12 protein-coding genes are annotated in these 14,398 nt (G+C 68.7%); 3 read left to right on the top strand and 9 right to left on the bottom strand.

Annotation, left to right across the window (positions count from 1 at the left end; genetic code table 11):
- Position 1: 1 nt before the first annotated feature.
- The 4 genes from rseP to LXT21_RS17870 all read right to left on the bottom strand — a co-directional run bounded on the left by rseP (position 2) and on the right by LXT21_RS17870 (position 4,457).
- Positions 2–1,642 carry an RIP metalloprotease RseP gene (gene rseP / locus LXT21_RS17885; RefSeq protein ID WP_254039352.1) on the bottom strand — a complete coding sequence of 547 codons (1,641 nt, stop codon included), beginning with the start codon at positions 1,640–1,642 and terminating at the stop codon, positions 2–4.
- Between the two features lie 84 nt (positions 1,643–1,726).
- Positions 1,727–2,557 carry a phosphatidate cytidylyltransferase gene (locus LXT21_RS17880; protein WP_254039351.1) on the bottom strand — a complete coding sequence of 277 codons (831 nt, stop codon included), beginning with the start codon at positions 2,555–2,557 and terminating at the stop codon, positions 1,727–1,729.
- Complete coding sequence (locus LXT21_RS17875; RefSeq protein WP_223746684.1) at positions 2,554–3,345, bottom strand: isoprenyl transferase; 792 nt, start codon at positions 3,343–3,345, stop codon at positions 2,554–2,556. The genes LXT21_RS17880 and LXT21_RS17875 overlap by 4 nt, the downstream gene beginning before the upstream one ends.
- Positions 3,346–3,497: 152 nt before the next feature.
- A complete protein-coding gene (locus tag LXT21_RS17870) occupies positions 3,498–4,457 on the bottom strand; it encodes an SDR family oxidoreductase (protein ID WP_254039350.1) in 960 nt (319 codons plus the stop codon).
- 115 nt (positions 4,458–4,572) lie between these two features.
- On the opposite strand from LXT21_RS17870, the gene LXT21_RS17865 reads away from it, so the two are divergent.
- Positions 4,573–5,544, top strand: a complete 972-nt coding sequence (locus LXT21_RS17865; protein WP_254039349.1) for a helix-turn-helix transcriptional regulator — start codon at positions 4,573–4,575, stop codon at positions 5,542–5,544.
- Between the two features lie 158 nt (positions 5,545–5,702).
- Here the strand turns inward: LXT21_RS17865 and LXT21_RS17860 are convergent, their stop codons facing one another.
- Positions 5,703–6,647, bottom strand: a complete 945-nt coding sequence (locus tag LXT21_RS17860; RefSeq protein ID WP_254039348.1) for a DUF6624 domain-containing protein — start codon at positions 6,645–6,647, stop codon at positions 5,703–5,705.
- Between the two features lie 298 nt (positions 6,648–6,945).
- Entirely contained in the window at positions 6,946–9,027 is a 2,082-nt protein-coding gene (locus LXT21_RS17855) for a serine/threonine protein kinase (protein ID WP_254039347.1), read from the bottom strand.
- A gap of 130 nt (positions 9,028–9,157) precedes the next feature.
- Here LXT21_RS17855 and LXT21_RS17850 point away from each other — a divergent pair, with 130 nt between their 5' ends.
- Positions 9,158–10,285, top strand: coding sequence for a serine/threonine-protein kinase (locus tag LXT21_RS17850; protein WP_254039346.1), 1,128 nt, complete (start codon positions 9,158–9,160; stop codon positions 10,283–10,285).
- Positions 10,282–11,238 (top strand): RluA family pseudouridine synthase, encoded by a 957-nt coding sequence (locus LXT21_RS17845; protein WP_254039345.1) that lies wholly within the window; start codon positions 10,282–10,284, stop codon positions 11,236–11,238. The genes LXT21_RS17850 and LXT21_RS17845 overlap by 4 nt, the downstream gene beginning before the upstream one ends.
- Before the next feature lie 117 nt (positions 11,239–11,355).
- Here the strand turns inward: LXT21_RS17845 and LXT21_RS17840 are convergent, their stop codons facing one another.
- The 3 genes from LXT21_RS17840 to LXT21_RS17830 all read right to left on the bottom strand — a co-directional run bounded on the left by LXT21_RS17840 (position 11,356) and on the right by LXT21_RS17830 (position 14,372).
- Positions 11,356–13,353, bottom strand: coding sequence for a protein kinase domain-containing protein (locus tag LXT21_RS17840; protein WP_323394620.1), 1,998 nt, complete (start codon positions 13,351–13,353; stop codon positions 11,356–11,358).
- A gap of 51 nt (positions 13,354–13,404) precedes the next feature.
- Complete coding sequence (locus tag LXT21_RS17835; RefSeq protein WP_254039344.1) at positions 13,405–13,818, bottom strand: secondary thiamine-phosphate synthase enzyme YjbQ; 414 nt, start codon at positions 13,816–13,818, stop codon at positions 13,405–13,407.
- A gap of 302 nt (positions 13,819–14,120) precedes the next feature.
- Positions 14,121–14,372: a hypothetical protein gene (locus LXT21_RS17830; RefSeq protein ID WP_254039343.1), complete on the bottom strand. Its 252-nt coding sequence runs from the start codon at positions 14,370–14,372 to the stop codon at positions 14,121–14,123.
- Positions 14,373–14,398: the final 26 nt, after the last annotated feature.

Below are 14,398 nucleotides of genomic sequence, written 5' to 3'. Positions count from 1 at the left end.
TCTAGCGGGTGATGTCGTTGGTGAAGACCAGCAGCATGAGCAGGAAGAGCAGCGCCAGGCCCACCATGTTGGCGGCCTCGCGGACCCGCGTGGGGATGGGACGGCGGCGGATGCCCTCCCACGCCGCGGACAGGAGCGCGAAGCCATCCAGCACGGGGATGGGCAGCAGGTTCATCACGCCCAGGTTGATGGAGATGATGGCCATCAGGTGCAGGAACGAGTCGAGCCCCTGCTCGGCGCTCTTCGCCGCCAGCTGGTACATCATGATGGGGCCGCCCACCGAGGACAGCGGCACGTCGCGCGTGAAGAGCCCCGCGAGAACCTTCACCATCTGCCCGACGATCTTGGGTACCACGACGGCCGCCTGCTTGAACGCGGCGGCGGGCCCCAGGTGCACCGTCACCTCGTCCACCTTCGGCGCGTCCGCGTCCATCAGCGCCCAGCCGCGCGCGCCCAGCGCCAGCCGCGAGGTCTCCTGCCCCATCGCGTCCTCGCTCTTGAGCGGCGCCTGCGTCAGCTTCTCGGTGTGCTCGGCGCCCTTCGCGTCACGCCACGTCAGCGTGAAGGGCTGGTCCTTGAGCTCGGTGAGCTCGTTCTCCATCATCCGCAGCGACTGCACGGGCTTGCCGTTGAACGCGACGACGAGGTCTCCGGGCGCAAGGCCCGCCTTCTGCGCCACGCTGCCGGAGGCCACCGTCGCGACATACGTGTCCGCGGGCTCCGCGCCCACCGCGGCCAGGCCCACGCCCGGCTGCCGGGGCACCGTCACCTCCACCACGTTGGGCACCTGGCCCGTCACCACGCCCGCCGCCACGGTGGACATGCGCCGCACGACGAGCTTCAGCGGCTCACCCTCCGGGTGCCGGCCCAGCTCCTGGTACAGCCGCGCCTCGTCCGGCACGTGCACGCCATTGACGCTCAGCACCCGGTCGAAGGTGCGCAGCCCCGCGGCCTCCGCAGCAGAGCCCGCTCGCACGCCCACCAAGGGCGGCTTGGACACCGGCGCCACGCCGATGAGGCCCCGCTCCACCGTGTCGATGGGCGACGTCTCCGTGCTCTTCTTCGGCGTCACCGTCAGCGTCACCGACTGGCCACCACGGTCCACGACGATGGGGATGGGCCGCTCGAAGCGCCCCACGAAGGTCTCCCGCATGTCGTCGAAGGTGCGAACCGACTCGCCCTCCACCGACAGGACGCGGTCTCCGGGGCGCATGCCGGACAGCTCCGCCGGGCTGCCCGGCTCCACGAAGCCCACCAGGGTGGACGTGGCCTGGTGCGGGCCCAGGAAGACGAAGAAATAGACCAGCACCGGGAAGATGAGGTTGAAGGCCGGCCCCGCCAGGACGATGAGCCCGCGCTTCCAGGGCGGCTGCGCCAGGAAGCCCCGCTTCGCCTCGTCCGGGCTGAGCTCCTCGTGGGGCAGGTCCCCCGCCATCTTCACGTAGCCGCCCAGCGGCAGGATGGCGATCTGATACTCGGTCTCACCCTTGATGAAGCCGATGAGCTTCGGCCCGAAGCCGATGGAGAACTTGAGGACCTTCACCCCGCAGGCCTTCGCCACGAGGAAATGGCCGAGCTCGTGCACTGTCACGAGCACGCCGAGCAGCAGGATGAAGAACCCCAGGTTCTGAAGTGAGGGCATGGCGGCAAGAGTAATCGTGTACCCCCGGACGGACAACGCACATCGGGGGTCGCCAGCCAGCCAGCCGAGCGAAATCTCACGCTTCTACGGCAGGAGCACTCGCACGAACTGCACGTAGACGAACACCAGGGGTGCGTTGAAGAGCAAGGCGTCGATGCGGTCCAACACACCGCCGTGCCCCGGGATGAGGAACCCCGAGTCCTTCACGCCGTACGCCCGCTTGAGCATGGACTCGCACAAGTCGCCCACCGGGCCCAGCAGGCCGCCAGCGATGCCCAGGATGATGCAGTCCCACACGGTGAAGACGGGGAAGAAGAAGCCCCGGGCGATGAACATGCCGCCCACCGAGCCGAGCATGCCGCCGAAGAAGCCCTCCCACGTCTTGTTCGGGCTCACCTCGGGGTAGAGCTTGTGGCGCCCCATGAAGCGGCCGAAGAAGTAGGCGGCGGTGTCGTTGGCCCACGTAATCGTCAGCGCGCAGATGACCCACGCCAGGCCGTGGTCCGGCAAGAGGCGCAGCGCGGACAGCGCGGTGAGGCCCACGGCGCCGTACAGGAAGCCGTTGACCAGGTGGGCCGTGCGCGTGGGGGCCTCGGCGAGCGGGCCCTTGAACAGGTGGAAGATCCACGCGAAGAACGCGAAGACGATGGTGAGCCAGAAGGCCGTCTCACCCGTGCGCGCCGCGTCCCTCAACGGCAGGAAGGGCAGCACCGCCGCGAAGGCCATGCCCACCCACGCGGCCGCGTTCAGCCGCTTCTGCACGATGAGGTAGTACTCGCCCACGCACGCGGCGGCGGCGAGGCCGAGCAGGCCCGCGCTCCACACGCCCCCCAGGAAGAGCAGCACCAGCACCAACGGCAGGAGCGTCAGCGCCGTCACGATGCGGATGACGAGGTTCTTGTTCTTGTCGTTCACGCCTTGGCCCGCTGAGGGGGGTCTTCCCGCTTCACCTGCGCCGTCGTCAACCCGAAGCGCCGCTCACGCTGCTGGTACTGCGACACGCAGCGCAGGAACTCATCGGTGCGGAAGTCCGGCCAGAGCGCGTCCGTGAAGCACAGCTCCGCGTACGCCATCTGCCAGAGCAGGAAGTTGGACACGCGCAGCTCGCCGCTGGTCCGCACCATCAGGTCCAGGGGCGGCAGGCCGTTGGTCCAGAGGAAGGACTCGAAGTCGGCCTCCTCGACGCGGTCCGCCGCCAGCTCCCCCCGGGTGATGGCCTGGGCCATGCGCTGCGCGGCGCGGAGGATCTCCTCCCGGCCGCCGTAGGACAAGGCCAGCGACAGCACCATCCCGGTGTTGTGGCGGGAGTCGGCGATGAGCCGCTCGAGCGGGTCCTTCACGAACCGGGGGAGGCGGTCCACGTCCCCCACCGCGTTGAGTCGGATGCCGTTGTCGAGGATCTCGGCGCGCTCGCGCTCCAGGTAGTCGCGCAGGAGGTCCATCAACCCGGCGACCTCCTCGGCGGGACGGGCCCAGTTCTGCGAGGAGAAGGCGTAGAGGGTCAGGGCCTGGATGCCCAGGCGGCGGGCGGTGCGGGTCACCTCACGCACACTGGCGCTACCCTCGCGGTGCCCCTCCAGTCGGTCCAGACCCCGCGACTCCGCCCACCGACCGTTGCCATCCATGATGATGCCCACGTGGCGCGGCATGGGCCGGGCCTTGACCTGATTTTCGAGGGCGGAAACCACTAGGGGGCGTTCCATTCGAGCCGCGCACCCTACCGGCGACACCGCGCCGCGTCCACGCCAGCGTGGCCCAACCGTCACCCCTGGCCCCTGGTCGGTCGCCCGGCCTGGGTGAGCGGCCTCGGGCCTCGCGCACATGTGGGCACAGGTGCGCGAGCTTGGGTTTGGGCTCAGGGTTCGGGCCAGTTGGGGCGGAGGGCCTCGATGGGGCTTTGACCCCAGGTGGCGTACCGGGCCTCGTCGGCCACGGGGTAAGGCAGCCCGTGGGTGCGAGTGAAGTGATCCACCCAGTGCGGCTGGGAGCCGTCCACATCGGTGAAGCCGTACTCGCGGGCCAGGGCCCAGGAGCTGTGGACGCGGCCGGCCTTGGACGCGACGTTCGGGTCGGCGGCGAGCGCGGCGACGGCGCGGCCCACGTAGGCGGGGCTCTCCGAGGCGATGAAGTCCGGGTCCACCTTCGTGCCATCGCGCCAGTTGGATTCGGTGACGCCGAAGTGCTCGAGCATCTCCTCGGAGCGCAGGAAGCCCGGCGTCACGGCGAGCGCGGTGATGCCCGTGCGGCGCAAGTCGCGGGACATGGCGAAGGCGAGCCGGATGACGGCCATCTTCAGCACGTCGTAGAGGACGTGGCCCCGGTAGGCGAAGTGGTCCCCGTCGGTGATTTCGACGACGAGCCCCGTGTCGCGAGGGAGCATGAGGGGGACGGCGTGGCGACTGGTGATGACGTGCGTAAGCACGGCGCGCTCCAGCATGGTGCGCGCGTCCGGGATGGACTGCTTCCAGAAGGGCTGGCCGAAGTGGGTGAGCCTGTCGCAGCCCCAGATGTCGTTGACCAGGATGTCCAGGCGCCCCTGCTCCTTCTGGATGCACTCGCACAGCGAGACGACCTCCTCCTCCACGGTGTGGTCGCAGCGCACGGGGATGCCGTGGCCGCCGAGTGAGGAGACCTGCTCGGCGGTCTCCTCGAGGGTCTCCGGGCGGGAGTCTCCCGAGGCGGGACGGCCCCGGACGCTGCGGCCGGTGCAGTAGACGGTCGCGCCGGCTTCCCCGAGTCGGGTGGCGATTCCGCGCCCCGCGCCTCGGGTGGCGCCGGCGACCAGGGCGATGCGGCCTTCGAGTGGCTTCTTCATGGGGTGTCTCCTCACGACCGACCGGGGCGGTCGGCGATGGGGGCCACCGTACGGGGGGCAATATGACAACCTCTGTCATGTTGGTTCCGTACCGTTCACGGCGGAGGTCTTCGAGATGCGCGCCGACCGACTCGTCAGCCTGATGATGTTGTTGCAGAGCCGCCCGAAGCGGACCGCGGGCGAGCTGGCGCGTGAGCTCCAGGTCTCCGCGCGGACCATCCATCGAGACCTCGACGCCCTGTCTGCTTCAGGCGTGCCGGTGTACGCGACGCGAGGCTCGGAGGGCGGCGTGGCGCTGCTCGAGGGATGGAAGACGCAGCTGACGGGCCTGACGCGCGCGGAGCTGCACGCGCTGGCGGCGATGAGCGCGACGCCGGGGGGATTGGGGGACCTCGGGCTGAGCGCGCCCCTGCGCAGTGGGCTGGTGAAGCTGGCGGCGGCGCTGCCCGCGTTGCAGCAACCGGCGCTGGAGTACGCGCGGCAGCGGCTGCACGTGGACGCATCGGGTTGGTTCGCGGAGCGCGAGTCAGTGCCCTACCTGGAAGCGCTGCGGGAGGCGGCGTGGGAGAACCGGCGGGTGTCCCTGATGTACCGGGACTTCGATGGCAAGCGCGGGCGGAGGCAGGTGGAGCCCTACGCGCTCGTGCTGAAAGCGGACCGTTGGTACCTGGTCGCGGGGACGGAGGCTGGCACGCGCGTGTACCGGGGCTCGCGCATCGACGGCGTGAAGGTGCGGGCGGAGACCTTCGAGCGCCCCGCACGGTTCGACCTGCCCGCGTTCTGGAAGGAGTGGTGCGCGCGCTTCGCGCAGAAGCGGGCCCAGTACGAGGTGACACTGCGATTGACGCCGGAGGCCGAGGCCGCGCTGCGGCGGATGCGCCCGCCCACGGACGGGGCCCGATTCGACACAGGCAATCCTGCACACGGCCCAAAGACAGTCACCGTCGACTTCGAGCGCGAGTCCATCGCAATGGACCAACTCTGTACGGTAGGTCGGGGCTTCGAGGTCATCGAACCGCAGGCACTCCGATTGCGGTTCATTGCCCTGGCGAAGGCGGTCCTGGAAACCCATCACGGCGAGGGTTGACGTCTGGGAGTCATGTGAGCCTCTCGTGGACATGAGCAATCATCGAGTCCGGGGGCTCTTCAACGATCTCTGTCGCAGGGTCCTCGCGTGTGCCCTCACGGGAGGCCCCCATGCACCACACGCGAACACCACCTCCGTTTCCGCAGGGCCTCCCGACCTCACTCGAGGAGAGACATCGACTTCAACAGCTCCGTGTGGGAGGCGATGGACTCGGCCAGCGGCGGCAGGCCCACTCCGGCGCGGCGCGCATCCACGCCGGCGGAATCCTCGAGAGCCTTTGGCACCACGACGCCATCCACCACGGTCAGTTTGGTGCCATACCGCTGCGGCTTGCCCTGATTCAACAGGACACTGTCCGTCAGGCTCGCGAGCCTCGACGCCGAGTCCTGCTGCCCTCGTGCCACGGCCTGCTCCATCAACGTGATCACCCGCGCCTGGAACGCGACATCGTGGTCCGAGCTCGACGCCAGCACCCACGCCGCGTTCGAGGCGCGCGGCCCCACCAGCGCAGCATCCGGCCAACCCGTGCGAGCGACAACCTCCGCGAGCCAGGCGGTGTTGCGCACGTCGACCTCCGCCAGCTTCTTCCTCGCGGTCTCGCCCCGGAGCCTGGACTCGAAGACGACCTGACGAACCTTGGCGTTCTCCATCGCGCGAGCGAGCAACTCGTCGCGCAATACGGGGTCCGTCGCCCGCAGGGCCTTCGCCTCGGCCTCGGCGACGCGCTGTTCGATGACGGCATAGCCCGGCAGCCTCCGAACGCGCGCCAATCGAGGGTCTTCGCGGAACCGGCTGACCTCATCGAACCCCAGGTCCGCCGCGCGCCCCAGCCACAGCAGGGCCTCCGTGTCCTCCTGCAGCACTGCCGCCGAGCAGGCCGCGTCATACGCCCTGAACCGGTCGCGGCTCCCTCGCTCCCAGGCGCGTCGGAACAGAGGCAGCGCGGACGCATGCTCTCCTTGCCAGGAGAGGAAGCCCGCCTCCGACGCCTCCTTCCGCGCCGCGGCGGCAGCCCCTTCCGGCGTCGCCGTGGACACACTTCCCGCCGAGCGAGCACACGCCACGACAGACAGCGCCGCGCACAGGATGACGAGACGTCTCATGGGGCCTCCAGGAGAGGAAGAGCGCTTCGCGTCCCGAGGCATCTTCGCGGCGCGAGGCGGGCCAAAGAGTACCCGACGACAGGCCTCCTCCGATGCGTCTACCCATCACAAACATGTCAAGAAGCTTCGCCCGCACGGACGATAACCGGGTGAAGAGAGGCAGCGTGGCGCACAGGACGCTGCTGTCCATCCCAGACATCCGATGGCCACTCGGCCTCGCATCTGGCGCGTCGACCCGCCGCACGGCATCGAATAGAATCGGGTCGAGGCCACGCCAGGGCCTTGAAGCGGGGTGAGCCTACTCCGCCTCGAAGTTGTACTTGATGACCTTGGTCTCCCCTGCCCCCACCTCCACGGTGACCTGCTGTGTCTTGTGGAGGTCGGGGTTGTGCAGCTTGATGCGGTGCTTTCCCGCCGGGACTTCCTTGGGAGCGAACGGCGTCGGTCCCAATTCCTGGTCATTCAACGTGACGACGGCATAGGGCCGGATGCGGAACTCCAGCGTCCCCTTGCCCACGCGCGCCGGGGGCTTCGCACGGGCAGAGGGCTTCGCCTCCGGCTTCGCTTCGAACACGGGAATCTGCGAGGGCTTCTGCGCCGTGGGGCTCGCGGCCCCCTGACGCGCCGACGCGTCCTGTGCCGCCGGCACGGGCACAACGGGAGCCCGCGCGGCGCTCGCCCCTCCCGCCTGCTCCACCCCCGAAGGCTTCGCCTCCGCCCCACTCCCCTTCACGACCTCCACCGGGTTTTCCACGGGCGCGACAGAGGGCTGTGCGACCGGAGCCTGCGCCGCCGACGGCGGAGTCTCCACCGGGGCAGCGACCTCGGGTGACTTCGCGACCGGGGCCACGCCCTCGCGCACCGGCTCGCGCTTCGCCGTGACAGGCAGCGGCGGCGGGTTCACGAACTTCGGAGACTCCTCGCGCGTGGCCAGCACCAGGCCGCCACCAACCACGAGCACCACGGCCGCCGCCATGACTCCGAGCAACCACCCACGCCCCTGTCCCATCGGCGCGGAGACCTGCACGCCCGTGGAGATGTGGTCCTCATCCGAGGCCCCCGCGTCCGTCCGCACGCGGTCATTCGCATCCCGCTCGACCTCGGCCCCCTGGGCCACCTCCGCGGCACCCGCGAGCGACGCGGCCTTCCACCCGTCATCCGCTCCACGAACCTGCCCCGCCACCCCCGCCTGCGCCGGCAGCGCATGCCGCGCGCTCACCCGCTTGCGAGCCCCTTCCTTCTCACGCGCCTCCGCCGAGACAGGCCGGACCTGCGGCACCTCGCCCCCCATCACCCCACGCACCGACAGCGGCATGGGCGTCGTCGGTGACGTCGAATCCACCGTCACCGGCAGCGGCGTGGTCTTCACCGGCCGCTCCTCCACGGGGGCGGACATCGAGCGGGGAGCGCTCGCGGGCTTCGGGGGCGTCATGCCCACCGGCGCCACCACTCCCGCCGCGGGCGTGCCCCCCGCCTCCGCCATCACCTTCGCCACGAACTGCGAGAGCTGGTACGCCCCCACCGGCTCGCTCGACGAGCGAAGATAGCGCTCCAGGTCCGCCTCGAGCGCGCGGCAGTCCGGGTAGCGCGCGTCGCGGTCCTTCATCAACGCCAGCTCGAGAATCCTCCGCAGCGGCTCGGGCACATCGGGCCTGCGCGCCTCCACCGGCACGAAGGGCTCGAACAGGATGGCCTGCATCGTGCTGGCCTCGGTGGTGGCCTCGAACGGGCGCTTGCCCGTGAGCAGCTCGTACAGCACCACCCCCAGCGCATACACATCCACGCGGCGGTCCAGGGGACTGGCGCGCAGCTGCTCCGGCGGCATGTACGCCACCTTCCCCTTCACCACGCCCGTCTGCGTGCGGTGCCCCTGCCCCGCCACCTTCGCCACGCCGAAGTCCACCACCTTCACCGCGCCCTGCCGCGACACCAGGATGTTGTCCGGGCTCACGTCGCGGTGGATGAGCCCCAGGGGCTCGCCCGTCACCGCGTCACTGAACTCGTGCGCGAACGCCAGGCCCTCCGCCGCCTGCGCCACCAGCTTCGCGCAGACCACCGGCGGCAACGGCTGCTCCAGCGCGCGCTTCACCAACCGCCGCAGCGTGGGCCCGTCGATGAACTCCATCGCCAGGAAGTAGCTGCCGTCCGCCTCGCCGAAGTCGAAGATCTGCACGATGTTCGGGTGCTCGAGCTGCGCGGCCAGCCGCGCCTCGCCCAGGAACATCTCCACGAACGCCGGGTCCTCCGCCAGATGCGGCAGGATGCGCTTCAGGACGAGCGTCTTCTCGAACCCCATGGGGCCAGCGGCCTTCGCGAGGAAGACCTCCGCCATGCCCCCCGAGGCAAGCTTCCGGACGAGTTGATACTTCCCGACTTGCATTGGGCTGAAGGTTCTCCCAGGTTTTCCTGGAAAAGTGAAATCCCTCCGCGAGTGTTCTGCCCTGGACCCTGCAACCAAGCGTCAACGAGTTTGCCCTGGCGCGACCGGCTCCGTAGGATCCACGCCACGCATGCCCCCGAAGCTCATCGGTCCCTACCGCGTCCTGGAGACGCTCGGCAGCGGCGGGGCTGGCACCGTGTACCGGGCCCTGGACCGCCGCAGCAACGACGAAGTCGCCCTGAAGCTGCTCTCGGCCGGCCCGACGCTGGACGAGCGCGCGGCACGACGGCTCGCGCGCGAATTCGAGACGCTGGCGGACCTGTCCCACCCCAACGTGGTGAAGGTCTTCGAGGCGGGGGTCCACCAGGGCTGGCCCTACCTGGCCATGGAGCTCATCGAGGGGCTCACGCTGCGCCACTACCTGGACATCCGCGGGGACGACCTCCTGTCGCCCAGCAGCTCCAGCGCGCCCCGGAGCCTCTTGTCGGTGCGGCGCACGGCGGACGACGACTTCGGAGTGGGCAGCGACTCGGACCTGGACATGCCGGGGGACTCGCGCTCGGGGCACGAGGGCCTGTTCAGCATGGACGCCTTCAACGAGGAGCCCCCGAGCGAGGATTTGCGCAGCTATGGCGCGGAGGACAACCAGGACGCGCTGGACTCGGACGACTCGCTGGAGGGGTTCGATGTTCCCGCACCCGCGCCCCGCAAGCCCGCGGACGACAGCCGGGCGCCCCGCGAGGAGGACCTCAACCGGCCCGAGCGCATGGGGCGGCTGAAGGACACCATGCTCCAGCTGTGCGAGGCGCTGGCCTACATCCATGGGCACGGGCTGGTGCACCGCGACCTGAAGCCCTCCAACGTGATGGTGGACGAGGACCGGCAGGTGCGGCTGATGGACTTCGGCCTGGCGAAGTTCCTCGCGGACGACGTGGCGATCACGGAAGCCGGCAAGATGGTGGGCACGTACCGCTACATGGCGCCGGAGCAGATTCTGGGAGAGCCGCTGGATGGACGCTCGGACCTGTACAGCCTGGGCGTCATCCTCTATGAGCTGCTGAGCGGGCGGCCCCCCTTCGACGCGAAGACGCCGCACGAGTTGTGGCGGCAGGTGTTGGAGACGGAGCCTCCGCCCGTATTGGCGTTGAACCTTCATGGGGACCCGCAGTTCGCGCGGGTGGCCCACCGCCTCATCCGCAAGGAGCCGGACGACCGGTTCCAGACGGCCGAGGAAGTCTACGAGGCACTTTCCGAGTGAGCTCCTCCCAGCTTCACACCTTCACGGTGGCCGCCGACAAGGCGGGCCAGCGAGTGGACCTGTTCGTGGGCGAGGCGCTGAGCCTGTCGCGCGCCCGCCTCAAGCGGCTCTTCGAGTCCGGCGCGGTGAAGGTGAATGGCCGCGCGGCGAAGAAGGGCCTGACGTTGGTGGAGGGCCAGTCGGTGGCCGTCGTCCTCGAGGAGGAGACACGCGAGGCGGTGCCGGACCAGGACTTCCCGCTCACGGTGTTGCACGAGGACGCGGAGCTGGTGTTCGTGGACAAGCCCGCGGGCCGGCCCTCGCATCCGCTGCAGTCGGGGGAGACGGGCACGGTGGCCAACGCGCTCGTGGCGCGCTACCCCGAGTGCGCGCAGGCGTCGGTGGACCCGCGCGAGGGTGGGCTGTGCCATCGGCTGGACGTGGAGACGTCGGGCGTGGTGGTGGCGGCGCGCACGCGCGCGGCCTGGAACACGGTGCGCGAGGCGTTCGGTGAGCGCGCGGTGGACAAGCGCTATCTGGCGTTGGTGACGGGGCCGCTGGTGGACGAGGGCGACATCGAGCTGCCGCTGCGCCACCACCCGCGCCATCCGGACCGGGTGGAGCCGGCGCCACACGGAGCGGAGGACGCGCGCGAGGCGGTGTCGCGCTTCCGGGTGCTGTCGCGTGTGGGGGAGCACAGCGTGGTGGAGGTGCGAATCCTCACCGGCGTGTTGCATCAGGTGCGCGCGCATCTGGCGGGCATCGGCGCGCCCATCGTCGGGGACACGCTGTACGGCGGGCGCGAGGCGCCGGAGCTGGGTCGCTTCTTCCTGCACGCGCGGGCGCTGGGGCTGTCGCATCCGGTGACGAAGAAGCCCCTGCATGTCACCAGTCCCCTGCCCCCGGAGCTGCGCGCGGAGCTGGAGCGGCTGGGATTGCCGCTGCCGCGCGGTGAGCAGGGCGACGCGAGCTGACGGCGACGCTGACCATGTCGTCGGCGGCCTCTGTCGCGGACGCGCAAGGCTTTTGGCGGTCCACCGCTCCCGCAGCCAGGCCTTCCCGCATGAGTACGGGCGCGTCGAAGTCCACGCTCAGCGCTTCAGGTCCTTGAGCATCGCTCGAGCCACGTTCGCGGCACCGCCCGTCGGCTCCAGCACCAGATACCTCTTGAGTGCTTCCTCGGAGGCAACCTTGTGGCCCAGAGAGAAATTGGCCATTCCCAGCGACAGCCAGGCGCGGGCATTGCGGTCGTTCGCACGGACAACCTCCTGCAGCAGCATCGCCCCCTCGCGCAGTGCTGGTAGGGACTCGAAGCTGTTCACCAGCAGGCGCCCCAATTCCGCTTTCGCCTCGAGCGAATCCGGGCGCAGGGCCAACGCCTTTCTGTAGGCGGCAATGGCTTCTGTCAGGTCACTCCCCTCATCCGCCAGTCGCCCCGCCTTCATGAGTGCGGCGAACGCCGATTCGGAGGACGCGGGCATGGGCTCCGTCGTCACTCTCGGCGCACGTGCGAGTTTTTGGTGCGCCAGCGGAGTCGTGGGTTTCTTCTTCGTCGCAACCGGTGGCGCTTGTTCCACATCCCCTGAAAGCAACCTCTCGTCGACCGCCAAGGGCTCGGGGCGAGTCGCTTCAGGCGACGGCGATGGCACGGATGACCCAAGCGGCGGGCCGAAGGTCGCGCCTCCCGAGAGCGAGAAGTCCGTCGAGTCCGAATCCACCAAGGGGCTCGCGGAATCGATGACGGGAGCCGCGGGAGGAGGTGGAGAACTTGGGACGACCACCTCATCGACAGGCGGCGCCGCGACTTCCTTGGGCACACGCGAACTCCAGGTCACGACGGCCATGCCAGCCGCCAACAGGAACCCGGCTCCAATACCCATTCCGAAGCTGCGTCGAGAGGATGCCCACTTCCGGGTGGACTGTCCCGTCTCGGCGGGCACGTCGTGCGTCGTCACGGACGTGCCTGTCTCCGCAGCACGCGCCAGTTCCTCTCGGAACAGGGTGGGCACTCGCGGCTCACGCCCCTCCTCACGAAGCTCCATGGTGAACAGGGTCTGGACGAGCCACGCCACAGACATCGGAGAGAAGCGCGGAGTCATCCCATAGAGGAAACCCGAGAGCGCCTCCGCGAAGGCGTGCGCCGACTCGAAGCGGGCCTCTCGCTTCACCGCCAGAGCCTTCAGGAGGATCTCCTCGAGCTCCACCGGTAGCTCCGGACGAAGAGCGCGCGGCGGCGGAAAGCGCCCTTCCTGGAGTTGGTGCATCACGACATAGGCCGGCCCCTGCAAGGGCAGCCTGCCGCACAGCATCTGATAGAGCACGACCCCCGCCGCCCAGACATCCGTTCGGGCATCGACCTCTTCGCCACGCGCCTGCTCCGGCGAGAAGAAGAGATACTTTCCCTTCACCACGCCGGGCTCGGTACTGAATCCTCGCAGCTCGCGCGCCTTCGCGATGCCGAAGTCGACAATCTTGACCTGTCCCTCATAGCTGACCAGGACGTTCTCCGGGGAAATGTCCCGGTGCACGATGCCCAGAGGGACTCCTCCGCCATCCACCCGCGTATGGGCATAGTGGAGACCTCGACAGACCTCCATGGCGATGAAGACCGCCTGAGCGACCGGCACTGCGGTCAGCCCGTGCTGGAGCGCTCGTTTGACGATGCGATGGAGGGGCGGCCCATCCACCAACTCCATCGCCAGAAAATGCTCGCCCTCCGTCCGACCGAACTCGAAGACCTGGGCGATGTTGCCGTGGGACAGCGAAGCCGCGATTCGCGCCTCACTGATGAACATCTGGATGAATCGCTCGTCCTGCGCGTACTCAGGCAGCACCTTCTTGATGAGCACGGGCTTGGTCACCCCCGCCTCGCCCACCAGACGCGCACACCACGCCTCGGCCATCCCCCCTTTGCCCAGTCTCGTCACCAACGAATAGCGCCCAAAGGGCTTGGACGTCGCGGAATCCATGGGCGCGCAATGTAAACCCGCGGCCTGCCGGCCCAGCTCCATGTCGACATCGAATGCCTGATGCCTTGCGTTTGCCCCGGCTTGATGACGGCCCCATGCAGCACAGACGTAATTCAGCACACACTCGCCTGTGTGTTTGTCATCAATCGACTCCGCCCCGAGGGCCCTTCCCTACTCGCCCATCACCTTGACGATGACGCGCTTGCGCCGCTGTCCGTCGAACTCCGCGTAGAAGACCTGCTGCCAGGGCCCCAGGTCCAGTTTGCCTTCGGTGACAGGGATGATGACCTGGTGGTGGACGAGCATCGACTTGAGGTGCGCGTCTCCGTTGTCCTCGCCTGTCCCATGGTGGCGATAATCCGGACCGAATGGCGCGAGCTTCTGGAGCCACTCCCAGATGTCCTCGTGCAGTCCGGACTCGTCATCGTTGACGAAGACTCCCGCCGTGATGTGCATGGCGGAGACCAGCACCATCCCCTCCTGGATGCCGCTCTTGCGCACCAGCGAGGCCACCGTGTCCGTCAGGCGCACCAGCTCCCGGCGCTGCTTCGTCTCGAACCACAGGTACTCGGTCAGGGTCTTCATGGGCCGCACGATAGCTGAGCAGGCACCGCCCCCGCTGCGGGGATGCGCCCGACCCGCAGCGAAAAGACATCCATCCCGCAACATCTCCTTCCTCGCATCGAAAGACAGAACACCTTGCGAACGAGCCGGCGACTCATCACACTCTCGATGAATCACCCAGAGCACGTGCACGGGCGTCTCCCAAGGAGCGCACCGTCCGACGCGCGCGGAGCGCTCGGCATCGATACTTGTCGAAGTACGCGGAGCAGGACGCCAACGACAACGGCGTCCTGCTCGCGGCCCGCTGACACGCCGTCACAGGCTCAGAGACAGCCGAAGACCAACGTATCGGGCTGACAGACGCAGAAGCCAGGCATCCCGGTGTTGGAGTTGAAGCAAGTCACTTCGAAGTAGGGCGTGGGACACCCCGACCCCTCGTAGTCCTGACACTCCGGGAACAACTCCGACGACGTCGTCGCCTCTGTTTCAGGCGCCTGGACTTCCATTTCGAGCCCACCACAGCCCACGGACATTCCCAGCACCAGCAGACCGCCCAACATGAGGCTCGGCTTCATTCGTCATCTCCAGGATTCGGGTTGAA

This window comes from Myxococcus guangdongensis (assembly GCF_024198255.1).
GTDB lineage: Bacteria > Myxococcota > Myxococcia > Myxococcales > Myxococcaceae > Myxococcus > Myxococcus guangdongensis.
This window is presented reverse-complemented; position numbering and strand designations above follow the sequence as displayed.

What these genes read in the sequence shown, in the direction of transcription:
- LXT21_RS17835 (WP_254039344.1), bottom strand. Translation starts at nt 13,818, where the DNA reads ATGAAGACCCTGACCGAGTACCTGTGGTTCGAGACGAAGCAGCGCCGG.
- LXT21_RS17860 (WP_254039348.1), bottom strand. Translation starts at nt 6,647, where the DNA reads ATGAGACGTCTCGTCATCCTGTGCGCGGCGCTGTCTGTCGTGGCGTGT.
- LXT21_RS17875 (WP_223746684.1), bottom strand. Translation starts at nt 3,345, where the DNA reads ATGGAACGCCCCCTAGTGGTTTCCGCCCTCGAAAATCAGGTCAAGGCC.
- LXT21_RS17830 (WP_254039343.1), bottom strand. Translation starts at nt 14,372, where the DNA reads ATGAAGCCGAGCCTCATGTTGGGCGGTCTGCTGGTGCTGGGAATGTCC.
- rseP (WP_254039352.1), bottom strand. Translation starts at nt 1,642, where the DNA reads ATGCCCTCACTTCAGAACCTGGGGTTCTTCATCCTGCTGCTCGGCGTG.
- LXT21_RS17855 (WP_254039347.1), bottom strand. Translation starts at nt 9,027, where the DNA reads ATGCAAGTCGGGAAGTATCAACTCGTCCGGAAGCTTGCCTCGGGGGGC.
- LXT21_RS17865 (WP_254039349.1), top strand. Translation starts at nt 4,573, where the DNA reads ATGCGCGCCGACCGACTCGTCAGCCTGATGATGTTGTTGCAGAGCCGC.
- LXT21_RS17870 (WP_254039350.1), bottom strand. Translation starts at nt 4,457, where the DNA reads ATGAAGAAGCCACTCGAAGGCCGCATCGCCCTGGTCGCCGGCGCCACC.
- LXT21_RS17850 (WP_254039346.1), top strand. Translation starts at nt 9,158, where the DNA reads ATGCCCCCGAAGCTCATCGGTCCCTACCGCGTCCTGGAGACGCTCGGC.